We start from the raw sequence: 16,139 nt of genomic DNA, 5'->3' as shown, positions 1-16,139 counted from the left end.
CACCCCAACCCTCCCCCGGAAGGGGAGGGCGCAAGGCAATGCTCAACGCGGCGCGATGCCGTGCAGCACATGCTTCGACGCTCCCTCCACTGCGCCATCGCCGCCATGCTCTTCATGGCATCGGCCGCCCACGCGCTGACCGCCGACGAAGCCCGGGCCATCGCCTTCGGCGACACCGAGGCCCGGATCGCCGCGCTCGACAAGGCCGTGCTCACGGCCGACGAGAAAACGGCCGCCTTCATCCAGGCCATGGCCGACGACGCGGTCAAGTTCACTGAGGACAAGGTCTTCGTGATGAAAGACGACAAGGGCTACGACCCCGTGACCGGCGTCGAGCTCAAGGTGCCCGAGACCGCCGAGGACGTGGTCAACAACAACATGATGCGCGGCGCCTTCGACGCCGCGCAGGCCGTGCTGCAACTCGGCAGCAAGGACGACAAGGTGCGCGCCGAAGCCGCCCAGGGCCTGCTCAAGGAGCCCAGCGAGTCGCGACTGCCGGCCGTCGAGAAGGCGCTGGCCGCGGAGACGAATCCCGCCATCAAGGCGCAACTCGAACTGGTGCGCGCGGCCTCCACGCTCAACAGCGCCGACCCGGCCCGGCGCATCGCTGCGGCCCAGGCGCTGGCCGAACGCAAGAGCCCCGACACCAAGCTGCTGCTCAACCAGCGCCTGGCCGACGAGACCGACGCGGGCGTGAAGAGCGCCATCGCCGCCTCCATCGCCAGCATCGACGGTGCGCTGGTCTGGGGCGACCGCATCAACGCGGTGTTCAGCGGCATCAGCCTGGGCTCGGTGCTGCTGCTGGCCGCGCTGGGCCTGGCCATCACCTACGGGCTGATGGGCGTGATCAACATGGCGCACGGCGAGCTGATGATGATCGGTGCCTACGCCACCTACGTGATGCAGGGCCTGTTCCAGAAGTACCTGCCCGAATCGGCCTTCGGCTTCTACCTGGTGGCGGCCATCCCGGTGTCTTTCCTGGTGTCGGCGCTGGTCGGCGCGGTGCTCGAGCGCGGCGTGATCCGCTTCCTCTACGGCCGGCCGCTCGAGACCCTGCTCGCCACCTGGGGCATCAGCCTGATGCTGCAGCAGCTGGTGCGCACGCTGTTCGGCGCGCAGAACGTGGGCGTCGAGAACCCGGGCTGGATGAGCGGCGGCTTCAGCATGCTGAGCAACGTGACCCTGCCCTGGAATCGCATCTGCATCGTGATCTTCGCAGTGCTGGTGCTGCTGGCCATGGGATGGCTGATCGGCCGCACGCGGCTGGGCCTGTTCGTGCGCGGCGTCACGCAGAACCGGCCGATCGCCTCGTGCATGGGCGTGAACACCGCGCGCATCGACACCTACGCCTTCGCGCTGGGCTCGGGCATTGCGGGCCTGGCGGGCTGCGCGCTGAGCCAGATCGGCAACGTCGGCCCCGACCTGGGCCAGAGCTACATCGTCGACTCCTTCATGGTGGTGGTGATGGGCGGCGTGGGCCAGCTCGCCGGCACGGTGTACGCGGCCATGGGCCTGGGCATCCTCAACAAGTTCATCGAAGGCTGGGCCGGCGCGGTGCTCGCGAAGATCGCGGTGCTGGTCTTCATCATCATCTTCATCCAGAAGCGGCCCCAAGGAATTTTTGCCATGAAGGGCCGGAGTGCAGAAGCATGAGCAAGATCACCCTCCCCACCAAAGGCCCGCTGCTGAGCGGCAAGGGCTGGACGGCCTTCTTCGTCGCGCTGATCGTGGTGTGCGCGCTGGCGCCGCTGCTCAACCTCGTGCTGCCGCGCGAGAGCGCGTTCTACATGAGCGACTACGCGGTCGCGCTGCTCGGCAAGATCATGTGCTACGCGATCTGCGCGCTGGCCATGGACCTGATCTGGGGCTACACCGGCATCCTGTCGCTGGGCCACGGCATGTTCTTCGCGCTGGGCGGCTACATGATGGGCATGTACCTGATGCGCCAGATTGGCACCGACGGCAACTACAAGAGCGATCTGCCCGACTTCATGGTGTTCCTCGACTGGAAGACGCTGCCCTGGCACTGGACCTTCTCGGGCAGCTTCGTGATGACGTTGATCCTGATCGTCGCGGTGCCCGGCCTGATCGCCTTCGTGTTCGGCTTCTTCGCCTTCCGCTCGCGCATCAAGGGCGTGTACTTCTCGATCATCACGCAGGCCATGACCTTCGCCGCGATGCTGCTGTTCTTCCGCAACGAGACCGGCTTCGGCGGCAACAACGGTTTCACCGACTTCAAGCGCATCCTCGACATCCCGATCGCCACCCAGGGCATGCGCATGACGCTGTTCGTGCTCACCGGCCTGACCCTGCTGGGCTTCTTCCTGTTCAGCCAATGGCTGGTCCGCAGCAAGTTCGGCCGCGTGCTGCAAGCGATTCGCGATGCCGAGACGCGCGTGATGTTCTCGGGCTACAACCCACTGCCCTACAAGCTCACGATCTGGGTCATCTCGGCCATCATGTGCGGCGTGGCGGGCGCGCTCTACGTGCCGCAGGTGGGCATCATCAACCCCGGCGAGATGAGCGCGGCCAACTCGATCGAGATCGCGGTCTGGGCCGCGGTCGGCGGCCGCGCCACCTTGATCGGCCCGATCCTCGGCGCCTTCATCGTCAACGGCGCGAAGAGCTGGCTCACGGTGGCCTACCCTGAGTACTGGCTGTACTTCCTCGGTGCGCTGTTCATCGCCGTCACGCTGTTCCTGCCCAACGGCATCGTGGGCCTGGTGCGCAAGTGGCGCGCGAAGGAAAAATCCCCCAGCGACGGCCGGCTCGAGGCGCAGCGCGCGCTGGCCGCGTCGGAAGGCGTCGAGCCCGCGGCCCTTCCTTCACCCACTGTCGCCACGCCCGAAGGAGCCCGCGCATGACGCCCGACCTGATGGAAGAGGGCGCGCAGCGCATCGCGAAGGTCCATGGCCCGGTGCCGGGGCAGACCGAATCGGGCGGCCGCGCGGCAGACTTCGGCCGCCATGCGACGCCGGGCGAGGTCGACGTCACGCACGGCCGCATCCTGTACCTCGAGGACGTGTGCGTGAGCTTCGACGGCTTCAATGCGATCAACAAACTGTCGCTCGACATCGCGCCGGGCGAGCTGCGCTGCATCATCGGCCCCAACGGCGCGGGCAAGACCACGATGATGGACATCATCACCGGCAAGACGCGGCCCGATTCGGGCACCGTGTTCTTCGGCAGCACCATCGACCTGCTGCGCCACAAGGAAGCCGACATCGCGCAGCTGGGCATCGGCCGCAAGTTCCAGAAGCCGACGGTGTTCGAGCAGCTCACGGTGTTCGAGAACCTCGAACTCGCGTTGAAGACGAACAAGGGCGTGCGGCAGTCGATGCTGTTCCGGCTCGATTCGGCCCAGAGCGACCGGCTGGCCGAGGTGCTGGAGACCATCCACCTGGCGGACAGCGTGTCGCGCATGGCGGGGAACCTGAGCCATGGGCAGAAGCAGTGGCTGGAGATCGGCATGCTGCTGATGCAGGACCCGAAGCTGCTGCTGCTCGACGAGCCGGTGGCGGGGATGACCGACGAGGAGACGGCGCGGACGGCCGAGCTTTTCCTCACCTTGAAGGGCAAGCACTCGCTGATGGTGGTGGAGCACGACATGAGCTTCATCCGGACCATTTCGGAGATCGTCACGGTGTTGTGCGATGGGTCTGTGTTGGCGCAGGGGACGCTGGATGAGGTGCAGGGGGATGAGCGGGTGATCGAGGTCTATCTTGGTCGTTGATCCGTTGTTGGCGTTGGTGGGGCCTGGGGCCGGGATTTCGCCCCGGCGGGCGACTCACTTTTCTTTGCTTCGCCAAAGAAAAGTAAGCAAAAGAAAGGCGACCCCACCGTCTGCGACCCTTCCGCTTCGCTCCAGGGCACCCTGCGGTGCTCACGTTTCGCGGGGTCTCGCAGAACTCGCTTCGCTCAAACAACTGCGAGCCCTGATCCGCGAAACGCTCCGCTCCTCAGCGCATCCAGAGGGGCTTGAAGAGCGCTCGGGCCTTTGCTTCGCTCGGCCCACAACGCACCGCAGGCGCCTTGCGCCTGCGGTGCTGATGTCTGTTTTGATGGCCGAGCGAAGCGATGGCCCGTTCGGTTCCCGCTCCCAAATCCCTTCTGGCTGCGCCGAGGAGCGCAGCGGTTCGCGGATCAGGGCTCGCGATTGTCTGAGCGAAGCGAGTTCGAGCGAGACCCCGCGAACCGCGAGCACCGCAGGTTGCCCGCAGCGAAGCGGAGGGTCGCAGACAGCAGGGTCGCCTTTTCTTTGCTTACTTTCTTTTGGCGAAGCAAAAGAAAGTGAGTCGCCCGCCGGGGCGAGTCCCCGCGAACCGCGAGCACCGCAGGTTGCCCGCAGCGAAGCGGAGGGTCGCAGACAGCAGGGTCGCCTTTTCTTTGCTTACTTTCTTTTGGCGAAGCAAAAGAAAGTGAGTCGCCCGCCGGGGCGAGTCCCGGCCCCGCCCTCAACCAAAGCGCAGAGGCACAAGAATGCTCACGGTAAAAAACATCCACCAGTACTACGGCGGCTCCCACATCCTCCGCGACCTCAGCTTCGAAGCCAAACTGGGCAAGGTCACCGTCCTCCTGGGCCGCAACGGCGTCGGCAAGACCACGCTGCTGAAATCGCTGATGGGCCTGGTCCCCATCAAGAGCGGCAGCATCGAATTCGACGGCCAGCCGATCCAGAAAAAGACGCCCTATGACCGGGCCCGCGCCGGCATGGGCTTCGTCCCCCAGGGACGGGAAATCTTCGCCCGCCTCACGGTCGAGGAGAACCTGCGCATGGGCCTGGCCTACAAGAGCGGCAGCACCCCGATCCCCTCGGAGCTGTTCGAGCTCTTCCCCGTGCTCAAGCAGATGATCCACCGCCGAGGCGGCGACCTCTCCGGCGGCCAGCAGCAGCAGCTCGCCATCGCGCGTGCGTTGGCACCGAAGCCCAAGCTGCTGATCCTCGACGAGCCCACCGAGGGCATCCAGCCCTCGATCATCAAGGACATCGGCCGCGTGATCCGCATGCTGGCCGACCGCGGCGACATGGCGATTGTGCTGTGCGAGCAGTACTACGACTTCGCGCAGGAACTGGCCGACGACTACCTGGTGATGGAGCGCGGCGAGGTGATCGCGCGCGGGCTGGGCAAGGACATGGAAGCCGACGGCGTGCGCCAGCTGGTCGCGATCTGAGGCGCCCAAACTGACAGAACCGTCATGAATCCGACAGCGTGCGGTCTGTGGCGGGTGCCTAGAGTGCATCCACCATGGACGCATCCGATGCAGCACGCGCGCGACGACCGGCGCGCCTTCTCCGTTCCCCGCCAGCGACGCTGAGCCTGCTCGCGCTGGCCGCGCTGCTGCTGGCCGGCTGCGCGGTCGGCCCCGACTACGTCCGCCCGGCGATGGACCTGCCGCTGGCCTACAAGGAAAGCGGCGGCCCCTGGAAGACCGCCGCCCCGCAGGCCGTCGACGCCAGCCATCCCTGGTGGGAGGCCTACGGCGACCCCGTACTGGGCGCGCTGATCGTGCGGGCCAACGCGGCCAACCAGAACCTCCGCATCGCCGAGGCCCAGTACCGCCAGGCGCAGGCCATCACCGCGGCAGCGCGCGCAAACTTCTTCCCCAGCGTCGGCCTCAACGCCGGCGCCAGCCGCGCGCAGACCAACAGCACCGGCGCCGTCCGGCTCGGTACCACCGACACCCTGGGCCTGGGCGCCAGCTGGGAGCCCGACCTCTGGGGCGCGGTGCGGCGTTCGGTCGAGGCCGGCAGCGCCAGCGAGCAGGCCAGTGCCGACGACCTGGCGGGTGCGCGCTTGAGCATCCAGACCACGCTGGCGCAGGACTACCTGCAGGTGCGCGTGATCGACCTGCAGCGCGACCTCTACGCCAGCACCACCGCGGCCTACGCCCGGGCGCTGGAGCTCACGCAGCACCAGTACGCCGCCGGCACCGTGCTGCGCTCCGACGTGGCGCTGGCCGAAAGCCAGCTCAGGACCGCGCAGGCCCAGGCCGTGGACCTCGAGGCCCAGCGCGCGCAGCTCGAGCATGCGATCGCGGTGCTCACGGGGCAGGCGCCCGCCGCCTTCTCGCTGGCGCCGCTGGCCGCGACCTCGCAGCCGCCGACCGCCGAGACGCTGTCCTCTTCGGCCGCGCTCAAGCTCCAGCTGCCGGTCGCGCCCACCGGCCTGCCCTCGGAACTGCTCGAGCGCCGCCCCGACATCGCCGGCGCCGAGCGCCGCGTGCAGGCCGCCAACGCCAACATCGGTGTTGCCAAGGCCGCGTACTTCCCGCAGATCGTGCTCAGCGCCAGCGGCGGCTTCAGCGCCGCCGGCCTGGCCTCGCTGTTCGACACGCCCAGCCGCGTGTGGTCGCTGGGCGCGGCGCTGGCGCAGACGGTGTTCGACGGCGGCCTGCGCAAGGCGCACACCGACCAGGCCGTGGCCGCCTACGACGCCTCGGTCGCGCAATACAAGCAGACCGTGCTCGGGGGCTTCCAGCAGGTGGAGGACAACCTGGCCACGCTGCGCGTGCTCGAGCGCGAATCGGCGCTGCAGGCCGATGCCGTGCGCGCCGCGCAGCTCGCCGAGCGGCTGGCGCTGAGCCAGTACCGCGCGGGCACCGCGACCTACCTGAGCGTGGTGACGGCGCAGACCCTCTCGCTCACCAACCAGCGCACCGCCGCGCAGGTGCTCGGCCGCCAGCTGGCCGCCAGCGTGTCGCTGATCGCGGCCACGGGCGGCGGCTGGAACGCCGCCGACGCCACCGCCGTGGCCGCCGCACCGAAGACTTCCGGGAACTGATGCCATGACGACCGCCGACACCGCCACCCCCCCTCGCCGAACCACCTGGCTCGCGGCTGCCGCGCTCGTGCTGCTGCTGGGCGGCGGGGCCTGGGCGCTCACGCACCAGGCCGCCCATGCCGCCAAGCCCGAGGCCCCCAAGGCACCGCCGCCGGTGCAGGTCAGCACCGCGCGCGTGACGCCGCAGAACGTGCAGGTCTATCGCTCCGGCATCGGCACCGTCGCCTCGATGGCCACCGTGACCGTGCGGGCGCGCATCGACGGCCAGCTCGACAAGGTCGGCTTCGTCGAGGGGCAGGACGTGAAGGCCGGCCAGCTGCTTGCGCAGCTCGATCCGCGCACCTTGCAGGCCCAGCTCGCCCAGGCGCAGGCCACCCGGGCCCGGGACGCGGCCCAGCTCGCCAACGCGCGCGCCGACCTGCAGCGCTACACCACGCTGCTCGGGCAGGACGCGGCCACGCAGCAGCAGGTGGACACGCAGAAGGCCCTGGTCCACCAGCTCGAGGCCACGGTGCAGAGCGATGCCGCGCAGGTGCAGTACGCGCAGGTGCAGCTGAGCTTCACGCGCATCGCCTCGCCCATGAACGGGCGCGCGGGCGCCCGGCTGGTGGACCCGGGCAACATCGTGCATGCGGCCGACACCAACGGGCTGGTGGTGATCAACCAGATCGACCCCATCGCGGTGCAGTTCACGCTGCCCGAGGATGCGGTGCAGGACATCCACCGCGCGCAGCAGCAGCAGAGCGCACAGCCGCTGTCGGTGGTGGCCTATGACCGCTCCGGCACGCAACTGCTGGGCACCGGCAAACTCATCCTGCTGAACAACCAGATCGACACCGCCACCGGCACCGTGCAGCTCAAGGGCAGCTTCGCCAACCCGCAGCACACGCTGTGGCCCGGCCAGTACGTGAACGTGCGGCTGCAGCTCGACCGCCGGCCCGATGCGCTCACCGTGCCCGCCGCCGCCGTCCAGCGCGGCCAGGACAACACCTACGTCTGGGCGGTCGACGCCGACGACAAGGCGCAGAACGTGCCGGTGCACGTGGTGCAGATCGCCGACGGCACGGCCGTGATCGACAAGGGCCTGGCGGCCGGCCAGCGGGTGGTGACCGACGGGCAGTACAAGCTCAAGCCCGGCGTCACTGTCGTCGAGCCCCCAAAGCCCGCCAGCGGGAGCCGCAATTGAGCATCTCCGCCGCCTTCATCAAGCGCCCGATCGGCACCACGCTGCTGGCGCTGGCGATCCTGCTGGTCGGCGCGGCGGTGTTCCCGCTGCTGCCGGTGGCGCCGCTGCCGCAGGTCGACTTCCCGACCATCCAGGTCTCGGCCTCGCTGCCCGGCGCCAGTCCGGAGACCATGGCCTCGAACGTGGCGCAGCCGCTGGAGCGGCAGTTCTCGCTGATCGCGGGGCTGTCGCAGATGACCTCGACCAGCGGCCTGGGCTCCACGCAGATCACGCTGCAGTTCGACCTCGACCGCAGCATCGACGCGGCCGCGCTCGACGTGCAGGCGGCCATCAACGCCTCGACCGGCCAGCTGCCGGCCAACCTGCCGAGCCCGCCGACCTTCCGCAAGGTCAACCCGGCCGACTCGCCGATCCTGATCCTGGCCGTGCAGTCGAAGACGCTGCCGCTGACCGAGGTCAACGACTACGCCGACAACATCCTCGCGCAGCAGATCTCGCAGATCTCCGGCGTCGGGCTGGTCAACATCGGCGGCGTGCAGAAGCCCGCGGTGCGGGTGCAGCTCGATCCGGCCAAGCTGTCCGCGCTCGGGCTGAGCCTGGAGGACGTGCGCACGGTGCTGGCCTCGGCCACGGTCAACCAGCCCAAGGGCACGATCGACGGCGTCGACCAGAGCTTCACGGTCTACACCAACGACCAGCTGCTCAAGGCCGGGCCGTGGAACGACGTGATCCTGGCCTACCGCAACGGCGCGCCGATCCGGGTGCGCGACCTGGGCGTGGCGGTCGACGGCCCCGAGAACGCCAAGATCGCCGGCTGGGCCTATGCCGGGGCCGCCGCCCCCCATGGCAGCACGGTGCAGAACGGCCGCTCGATCGTGCTCGCGATCACCAAGCAGCCGGGCGCCAACGTGATCGAGACGGTCGACCGCATCAACGCGGCGCTGCCCAAGCTCAAGGCCTCGATCCCGCCGACGGTGGAGGTCAACGCCATCATCGACCGCACCGAGACCATCCGCGCCTCGGTCAAGGACGTGGAGTTCACGCTGCTGCTGACCATCGCGCTGGTGGTGGGCGTGATCTTCGTGTTCCTGCGCAACGTGCCGGCCACGCTGATCCCCAGCGTGACCGTACCGCTGGCGCTGCTGGGCACGGTGGCGGTGATGTACCTGCTGGGCTACAGCCTGGACAACCTGTCGCTGATGGCGCTGACCATCGCGGTGGGCTTCGTGGTCGACGACGCGATCGTGATGCTGGAGAACATCTACCGCTACGTGGAAGAGGGCCTGTCGCCGCTGGAGGCCGCGTACAAGGGAGCGAGCGAGATCGGCTTCACCATCATCTCGATCTCGGTGTCGCTGATCGCGGTGTTCATCCCGCTGCTGCTGATGGGCGGCATCGTCGGGCGGTTGTTCCGCGAGTTCGCGGTCACGGTGACGCTGACCATCGTGGTGTCGGTGGTGATCTCGCTCACGCTCACGCCCATGCTGTGCTCGCGCTTCCTCAAGAACGAGCATGCGCGCCGGCACGGCCGGCTCTACCAGCTGTTTGAGCGCGGCTTCGACGCCCTGCTGGGCGGCTACAAGCGCGGCCTGCACCTGGTGCTGCGCCACCAGTTCCTCACGCTGATGCTGTTCATCGCCACGGTGGCGGCCACGGGCTTCCTGTTCGTGGTCATTCCCAAGGGCTTCTTCCCGCAGCAGGACACCGGCTTCATCTCCGGCTTCGCCGAGTCGGCGCAGGACAGCTCCTTTGTCTCGATGAACCGGCGCATGGTGGCGCTGGCCGACGTGGTGCGCCAGGACCCCGACGTGACCGGCTTCGGCATGAACGGCAGCTCGTCGACCTTCAACAGCGGCAATTTCTTCATCAGCCTCAAGTCCAAGGAAGCCGGCCGCACCGCCACCGCCGACGAGATCATCGCGCGGCTGCGGCCGCAGCTGGCCAAGGTGCAGGGCGTGAACCTGTTCCTGCAGGCGGGCCAGGACATCCGCGTGGGCGCGCGCGCCTCGCGCACCCAGTACCAGTACACGGTGACCGACTCCAACCTCGACGAGCTCAACACCTGGGCGCCGAAGCTGCTGCAGCGTTTTCGCGAGCTGCCCGAGCTCACCGACCTGGCTTCGGACCAGCAGAACGCGGCGGCCTCGGCCGTGCTGACCATCGACCGCGACCGCGCGGCGAGCTTCGGCATCACGCCGGCCACCATCGACGCCACGCTCTACGACGCGATCGGCCAGCGCCAGGTGGCGCAGTACTTCACGCAGCTCAACAGCTACCACGTGGTGCTGGAAGTCACGCCCGCGCTGCAGCAGGACCCGTCGCTGTTCGGCAAGCTCTACCTGAACTCGCCGCTGACCGGCCAGCAGGTGCCGCTGTCGACCTTCGTCAAGGTCGACACCAGCCGCAACGCCCACCTGGCGATCAACCACCAGGGCCAGTTCCCGGCCGTGACGATCTCCTTCAACCTCGCGCCGGGCCATGCGCTGGGCGATGCGGTCAACGCGATCAACAAGGCCCAGGCCGAGATGGGTCTGCCGCAGTCGCTCAGCGGCGCCTTCCAGGGCACGGCCCAGGCCTTCCAGGACTCGCTGTCTTCGCAGCCCTACCTGATCGCGGCGGCGCTGGTGGCGGTGTACATCGTGCTGGGCCTGCTCTACGAGAGCTATATCCACCCGCTGACGATTCTCTCGACCCTGCCCTCGGCCGGCGTGGGCGCGCTGTTGATCCTGATGGCGGGCGGCTACGACCTGAGCGTGATCGCGCTGATCGGCATCATCCTGCTGATCGGCATCGTGAAGAAGAACGGCATCATGATGATCGACTTCGCGCTCAAGGCCGAGCGCGAGCAGGGCATGGCGCCGCAGGAGGCGATCTACCAGGCCTGCCTGCTGCGCTTCCGCCCGATCATGATGACCACCATGTGCGCGCTGCTCTCGGGCCTGCCGCTGATGCTGGGCCACGGCTCGGGCTCCGAGCTGCGCCGGCCGCTGGGCTACGCGATGGTCGGCGGTCTGATACTGTCGCAGGCACTCACCCTGTTCACGACACCCGTGGTCTACCTCTACCTCGACCGAGCCCACTTCTGGTTCCAGCGCCGCAAGGAGGCGCGCGCCGCGCGCAAGGCCGCCCGCACGGAACCAGGGGAGGCCGCGGCCACGCCATGAAGATCCTGATCGTCGAGGACGAGCTCAAGACCGCCGACTACCTGCACAAGGGCTTGACCGAGCAGGGCTGTGCGGTCGACATGGCGCACAACGGCCTGGACGGCCAGCACCTGGCGCTGCAGCACGACTACGACGTGATCGTGCTCGACGCGATGCTGCCCGGCCTCGACGGCTTCTCGGTGCTGCGCGCGCTGCGCACGGTCAAGCAGACGCCGGTGATCATGCTGACCGCGCGCGACAGCGTGGAGGACCGCATCAAGGGCCTGCACGACGGCGCCGACGACTACCTGATCAAGCCCTTCTCCTTTCTGGAGCTGCTGGCGCGGCTGCAGGCGCTCAACCGGCGCGGCCGCACGCAGGAGCCGATGCAGCTGCGCATCGCCAACCTGCAGATCGACCTCTTGGGCCGCAAGGCCTTCCGCGGCGGCACGCGCATCGACCTCACGGCCAAGGAGTTCGCGCTGCTGGCGGTGCTGGCGCGGCGCCAGGGCGAGATCCTGTCCAAGACCGCGATCGCCGAACTGGTCTGGGACATGAACTTCGACAGCAACACCAACGTGGTCGAGGTGGCGATCAAGCGGCTGCGCGACAAGATCGACGTCCCCTTCGCGGCCTCCTCGCCCAAGCTGCTGCACACCATCCGCGGCATGGGCTATGTGCTGGAACTGCGCGCGGAGGAGGGCGCGGCGCCATGAAGCGCTCCATCACCGCGCGGCTGGTGTGCATGTTCGTGGCGGCCTCGCTCGCGACCTTCGCGCTGGTCGGCGCGGCGCTGCAGGGCGTGCTCACGCGCGAGCTGGAGCGCCACCAGTACGAGGAGCTCGACACCACGCTCAAGAGCCTGCAGTTCTGGATCCAGTCGATCGGCACGCCCGAGCGCTGGGCGCGGGTGCAGGCCCGCATGGACGCGCTCACGCCCGAGGACGGCAGCGTGCGCTTCTGGGTGTTGAGCGACGACCCGCGCTTCCAGTACGGCAAGGGCCTGGCCGAGATCGACGGCCTGGTGCGCGAGGCCAACGGCCGCAGCAGCGACGTGATGCTGCCGGGCCAGGAGCGGCCCTTCCGCACGCTGTCGGTCCACATCCCGCCCTTCGAGAGCCGGCCGGCGGTGCGGCTGGTGGTCGGGCGCAATTCCGAGCCCTATGCGCGCACCCGCGAGACCTTCCTGAGCGCGCTGGTCGCGCTGGGCCTGGGCTCGGTGCTGGTGGTGGCGCTGGCCGGCTACTGGATCGCGCGGCTCGGGCTGCGCCCGCTGCAGCGCCTGTCGCAGGAGGCGCAGGCGCTGCGGCCCAAGACGCTGTCGCAGCGGCTGCAGGCCGAGGCGCTGCCGGTCGAGCTCTCGGCCCTGGCCGAGGCCTTCAACGGTGCGCTGGCCCGGCTCGAGCAGGCCTATGCGCAGCTCGAGGCCTTCAACGCCGACGTCGCGCACGAGCTGCGCACCCCGCTGGCCAACCTGATCGGCGGCACCCAGGTCGCGCTCTCGCGCCAGCGGGCCGCGCCCGAGCTGCAGGAGGTGCTGGCCTCGAACCTCGAGGACCTCGAGCGGCTGCGCTCGATCGTCAACGACATGCTGTTCCTGGCCCGCGCCGACCGCGGCGAGCTCGCCACCGGCCTGGTGCGGGTGCCGATCGCCGAGGAGGTGCGCAAGACCATCGAGTTCTTCGAGTTCGTGCTCGACGACAAGGGCGTGCGGGTGCGCATCGAGGGCGACCTGGGCGCCGCCGCGCGCATCGAGAGCGCGCTGTTCCGGCGCGCGATGTCGAACCTGCTGCAGAACGCGATCGAGCATTCGGCGCCGGGCGCCGACGTGTCGGTCGCGCTGGACGAACAGGCCGAAGCCACCTGGATCCGGGTGTCGAACCCGGGCGAGCCGATCGCGCCGGCCCACATCGGCCAGCTGTTCGACCGCTTCTACCGGGTCGACGAATCGCGCCGCGGCCAGGGCGAGCACCATGGCCACGGCCTGGGCCTGGCGATCGTGAAGGCGGTGGCGGCGATGCACGGCGGGCAGGTCGGCGTGGGCAGCCAGGGCGGGGTCAACACCTTCGGCTTCAGCGTGTCGCGCCGGCCGGGGCCGGACGGCGAGGAGGCAGCGGCGCAGGCGGGCGCTCGGGAAATACCGGGCCCGCTGCAGGATCGGCCGGCTCGTGATACGGTTGGGAACCTAGGGTAACTACCCATCCCGCCGCAAAGGCCGGCCGCACGCCGCGTGCCCGTCGCCTTCGCCGACGCCACGTTCGCGGGCCGAGGCACTGCCGGCGGGGACCACCGACACAACGATTGAAGATGAGCTCCGTGACCGCCCCCACGCCCGCTGACGGCGCCGCCCCGAACGACCTGCCCGCGGCCTCCGACGCCGCGCGCGACCGCACCCTGCTGCGCGCCGTGCTGGCGCTGGGCATCGGCGGCTTCTCCATCGGCACCGGCGAGTTCGTGATCATGGGCCTGCTGCCCGAGGTCGCGAAGGACATCGGCACCACCATCCCGCAGGCCGGCCACGTGATCAGCGCCTATGCGCTTGGCGTGGTGTTCGGCGCGCCGGTGCTGGCGGTGCTGGCCGCGGGCTGGAACCGCCGCGCGCTGCTGATCGCGCTGATGGGCGTCTATGCGCTGGGCAACTTCGCCTCGGCGCTGGCGCCGGGCTACGGCTCGCTCAACCTGCTGCGCTTCTTCACCGGGCTGCCGCACGGCACCTACTTCGGCGTGGCCGCGCTGGTGGCCGCCACGCTCGCGCCGCCGGGGCAGCGCGCCCGCGCGGTCGGGCTGGTGATGCTGGGGCTCACCGGCGCCACGCTGGTGGGCGTGCCCATCGCGGCCTGGCTGGGCCAGGTCTTCGGCTGGCGCGCGGCCTTCGTCTTCGTCGGCCTGATCGCGCTGCTGGCCATGGCCATGCTGCGCCGCGGCGTGCCCGACATGCCGGCCGCCTCGGGCGCCAGCCCGATGCGCGAACTCGACGCGCTGCGCCGGCCGCAGGTCTGGCTCACGCTGGGCATCGGCGCCATCGGCTTCGGCGGCATGTTCGCGGTGTTCAGCTACATCAAGCCCACGCTGACCGAGGTCGCGGGCCTGCCGCTGGGCGGCGTGCCCTTCGTGCTGGCGCTGTTCGGCCTGGGCATGGTCACGGGCAACATCGTCGGCTCGCGGCTGGCCGACAAGTCGTTGATGCGCACCATCGGTGGCTTGCTCGTGTGGTCGGTGCTGGTGCTGACCGGCTTCGTGTTCGCGGCCCACCATGTGGCCACGGCGGCGCTCGCCACCTTCCTGCTGGGCACCATCGTGGCCATCGGCGCGCCGCTGCAGATCCGGCTGATGGACGTGGCGGGCGAGGCGCAGACGCTGGCCGCGGCGCTCAACCACTCGGCCTTCAACACCGCCAACGCACTGGGCGCCTGGCTGGGCGGCGTGGCCATCACGGCCGGCCTGGGCTGGACCTCCACCGGCTGGGTCGGCGCGCTGCTGGGCCTGGCCGGGCTGGGCATCTTCGCCTGGTCGCTCAAGGCCGAGCGGCGGAGCGCCGCCCCCGCGGTCGGCACGGTCGCCGCGGAACGCGCATGAACCTGAAGAAGGCCGCTTCGCCCGCGGCCCTGCCGTGGCTGGTGGCGGCGGCCTTCTTCATGGAGAACCTCGACGGCACGGTGATCGTCACCGCGCTGCCGCAGATGGCGAAATCCTTCGGCGTGGCGCCGGTGGCCATGAGCATCGGCGTCTCGGCCTATGTGCTCACGCTGGCGGTGCTGATCCCGGCCAGCGGCTGGGTGGCCGACCGCTTCGGCGCGCGGCGCGTGTTCGCCGCCGCCATCGTGCTGTTCACGCTGGCTTCCATCCTCTGCGGCCTGAGCACCGACCTCGCCAGCTTCACCGCGGCGCGCGTGCTGCAGGGCGCGGCCGGCGCGATGATGGTGCCGGTGGGCCGGCTCGTCGTATTGCGCAACACGCCCAAGCCGCAGCTCATGCGGGCCATCGCCACCATCACCTGGCCCGGGCTCGCGGCGCCGGTGCTCGGGCCGCCCGTGGGCGGCTTCATCACCACCCACTGGTCGTGGCACTGGATCTTCTTCCTCAACGTGCCGCTGGGCCTGCTGGGCCTGGTGGCGGCGCTGCTGCTGATCCCCAGGGGCCAGGCCGAGACGCGCCGGCCCTTCGATTTCGGCGGCTTCGTGTTCACCAGCGGCGCCTGCCTGGCGCTGATGGCCGCGGTCGAGCTGCTGAGCCATGGCGGCGAGGGCCTGGCGGCCGCGGCCAGCGCGGTGGCCGCGCTGGTGCTGGGCGTGCTGGCGGTGCGGCATGCGCGCGGCCATCCGCATCCGATGGTCGACCTGTGGGCGCTGCGCGTGCCCAGCTTCGCGGTCACGGTGTATGGTGGCTCGATGTTCCGCATCGCGATCGGCGCCGTGCCCTTCCTGCTGCCGCTGATGTTCCAGCTCGGTTTCGGGCTGAACGCCTTCGAGGCCGGCCTGCTGGTGCTCGCGGTGTTCGCGGGCAACATCGCGATGAAGCCCATGACCGGGCCGGTGCTGCGCCGCTTCAGTTTCCGCCAGGTGCTGCTGGTCAACGGGCTGATCAATGCGGCCGCGATCTTCGCCTGTGCGCTGATGTCGCCCGCCACGCCGGTGCCGGTGATCGCGGCCGTGCTCTTCGTGAGCGGCCTGGCGCGCTCGATGCAGTTCACCGCGCTCGCGTCGCTGGCCTTCGCCGACGTGCCGCAGCCGCGCATGAGCGGCGCCAACACCCTGTTCAACACCTTGCAGCAGATGGCGCTGGGGATGGGCATCGCGATCGGCGCGCTGGCCCTGCAACTGGCCGCGCTGCTGCTGGGCGGCCACGGCAGCCCCGGCTCGGCGCTGGCGCTCGACGAATTCCGCATCGCCTTCGCCGTGATCGGTGTGCTGGCGCTGCTGCCGCTGTTCGACGTGCGCCGGCTGGCGCGCGATGCGGGCGACGAAGTGCGCCGACCTCTCGCACGGCCGAGCTGATTTCGTGGGCGCGACATCGCGCCCTTTCTTTTTT

The 16,139-nt window shown here is 69.5% G+C and carries 11 protein-coding genes; all 11 read left to right on the top strand.

Annotated features, from left to right (window positions below; all coding sequences use genetic code 11):
* The first annotated feature begins 105 nt into the window (after positions 1-105).
* The 11 genes from urtB (at position 106) to A9977_RS06810 (ending at position 16,105) form a co-directional block, all read left to right on the top strand.
* A complete protein-coding gene (gene urtB / locus A9977_RS06860) occupies positions 106-1,653 on the top strand; it encodes an urea ABC transporter permease subunit UrtB (RefSeq protein ID WP_183024148.1) in 1,548 nt (515 codons plus the stop codon).
* Positions 1,650-2,864 carry an urea ABC transporter permease subunit UrtC gene (gene urtC / locus A9977_RS06855; protein WP_183024121.1) on the top strand — a complete coding sequence of 405 codons (1,215 nt, stop codon included), beginning with the start codon at positions 1,650-1,652 and terminating at the stop codon, positions 2,862-2,864. The genes urtB and urtC overlap by 4 nt, the downstream gene beginning before the upstream one ends.
* The gene (urtD, locus tag A9977_RS06850; RefSeq protein WP_183024120.1) at positions 2,861-3,733 is read left to right on the top strand and encodes an urea ABC transporter ATP-binding protein UrtD; all 873 of its coding nucleotides are present in this window, start codon (positions 2,861-2,863) and stop codon (positions 3,731-3,733) included. The genes urtC and urtD overlap by 4 nt, the downstream gene beginning before the upstream one ends.
* Positions 3,734-4,479: 746 nt before the next feature.
* A complete protein-coding gene (gene urtE, locus A9977_RS06845) occupies positions 4,480-5,172 on the top strand; it encodes an urea ABC transporter ATP-binding subunit UrtE (protein ID WP_183024119.1) in 693 nt (230 codons plus the stop codon).
* A 74-nt stretch (positions 5,173-5,246) separates the two neighbouring features.
* Positions 5,247-6,782, top strand: coding sequence for an efflux transporter outer membrane subunit (locus tag A9977_RS06840; protein ID WP_183024118.1), 1,536 nt, complete (start codon positions 5,247-5,249; stop codon positions 6,780-6,782).
* Positions 6,783-6,786: 4 nt separating this feature from the next.
* Positions 6,787-7,968 carry an efflux RND transporter periplasmic adaptor subunit gene (locus A9977_RS06835; protein ID WP_183024117.1) on the top strand — a complete coding sequence of 394 codons (1,182 nt, stop codon included), beginning with the start codon at positions 6,787-6,789 and terminating at the stop codon, positions 7,966-7,968.
* Complete coding sequence (locus tag A9977_RS06830) at positions 7,965-11,132, top strand: efflux RND transporter permease subunit (RefSeq protein ID WP_183024116.1); 3,168 nt, start codon at positions 7,965-7,967, stop codon at positions 11,130-11,132. The genes A9977_RS06835 and A9977_RS06830 overlap by 4 nt, the downstream gene beginning before the upstream one ends.
* Positions 11,129-11,827, top strand: coding sequence for a heavy metal response regulator transcription factor (locus A9977_RS06825; protein WP_183024115.1), 699 nt, complete (start codon positions 11,129-11,131; stop codon positions 11,825-11,827). Before A9977_RS06830 ends, A9977_RS06825 begins: the two co-directional genes overlap by 4 nt.
* Positions 11,824-13,305, top strand: coding sequence for a heavy metal sensor histidine kinase (locus tag A9977_RS06820; RefSeq protein ID WP_183024114.1), 1,482 nt, complete (start codon positions 11,824-11,826; stop codon positions 13,303-13,305). Before A9977_RS06825 ends, A9977_RS06820 begins: the two co-directional genes overlap by 4 nt.
* A 113-nt stretch (positions 13,306-13,418) precedes the next feature.
* Complete coding sequence (locus A9977_RS06815; protein ID WP_183024113.1) at positions 13,419-14,687, top strand: MFS transporter; 1,269 nt, start codon at positions 13,419-13,421, stop codon at positions 14,685-14,687.
* The gene (locus tag A9977_RS06810; protein ID WP_183024112.1) at positions 14,684-16,105 is read left to right on the top strand and encodes an MFS transporter; all 1,422 of its coding nucleotides are present in this window, start codon (positions 14,684-14,686) and stop codon (positions 16,103-16,105) included. Before A9977_RS06815 ends, A9977_RS06810 begins: the two co-directional genes overlap by 4 nt.
* The last annotated feature ends 34 nt before the right edge of the window (positions 16,106-16,139 follow it).

Origin of the sequence: Variovorax sp. UMC13, assembly GCF_014170375.1 — a bacterium.
Taxonomy (GTDB): domain Bacteria; phylum Pseudomonadota; class Gammaproteobacteria; order Burkholderiales; family Burkholderiaceae_C; genus Variovorax.
Note: the sequence above shows the minus strand (reverse complement) of the source record. Positions and strands in the feature narration are given on the sequence as shown.

What these genes read in the sequence shown, in the direction of transcription:
- urtD (WP_183024120.1), top strand. Translation starts at nt 2,861, where the DNA reads ATGACGCCCGACCTGATGGAAGAGGGCGCGCAGCGCATCGCGAAGGTC.
- A9977_RS06835 (WP_183024117.1), top strand. Translation starts at nt 6,787, where the DNA reads ATGACGACCGCCGACACCGCCACCCCCCCTCGCCGAACCACCTGGCTC.
- A9977_RS06825 (WP_183024115.1), top strand. Translation starts at nt 11,129, where the DNA reads ATGAAGATCCTGATCGTCGAGGACGAGCTCAAGACCGCCGACTACCTG.
- urtE (WP_183024119.1), top strand. Translation starts at nt 4,480, where the DNA reads ATGCTCACGGTAAAAAACATCCACCAGTACTACGGCGGCTCCCACATC.
- urtC (WP_183024121.1), top strand. Translation starts at nt 1,650, where the DNA reads ATGAGCAAGATCACCCTCCCCACCAAAGGCCCGCTGCTGAGCGGCAAG.
- A9977_RS06815 (WP_183024113.1), top strand. Translation starts at nt 13,419, where the DNA reads ATGAGCTCCGTGACCGCCCCCACGCCCGCTGACGGCGCCGCCCCGAAC.
- A9977_RS06840 (WP_183024118.1), top strand. Translation starts at nt 5,247, where the DNA reads ATGGACGCATCCGATGCAGCACGCGCGCGACGACCGGCGCGCCTTCTC.
- urtB (WP_183024148.1), top strand. Translation starts at nt 106, where the DNA reads ATGCTCTTCATGGCATCGGCCGCCCACGCGCTGACCGCCGACGAAGCC.
- A9977_RS06820 (WP_183024114.1), top strand. Translation starts at nt 11,824, where the DNA reads ATGAAGCGCTCCATCACCGCGCGGCTGGTGTGCATGTTCGTGGCGGCC.
- A9977_RS06810 (WP_183024112.1), top strand. Translation starts at nt 14,684, where the DNA reads ATGAACCTGAAGAAGGCCGCTTCGCCCGCGGCCCTGCCGTGGCTGGTG.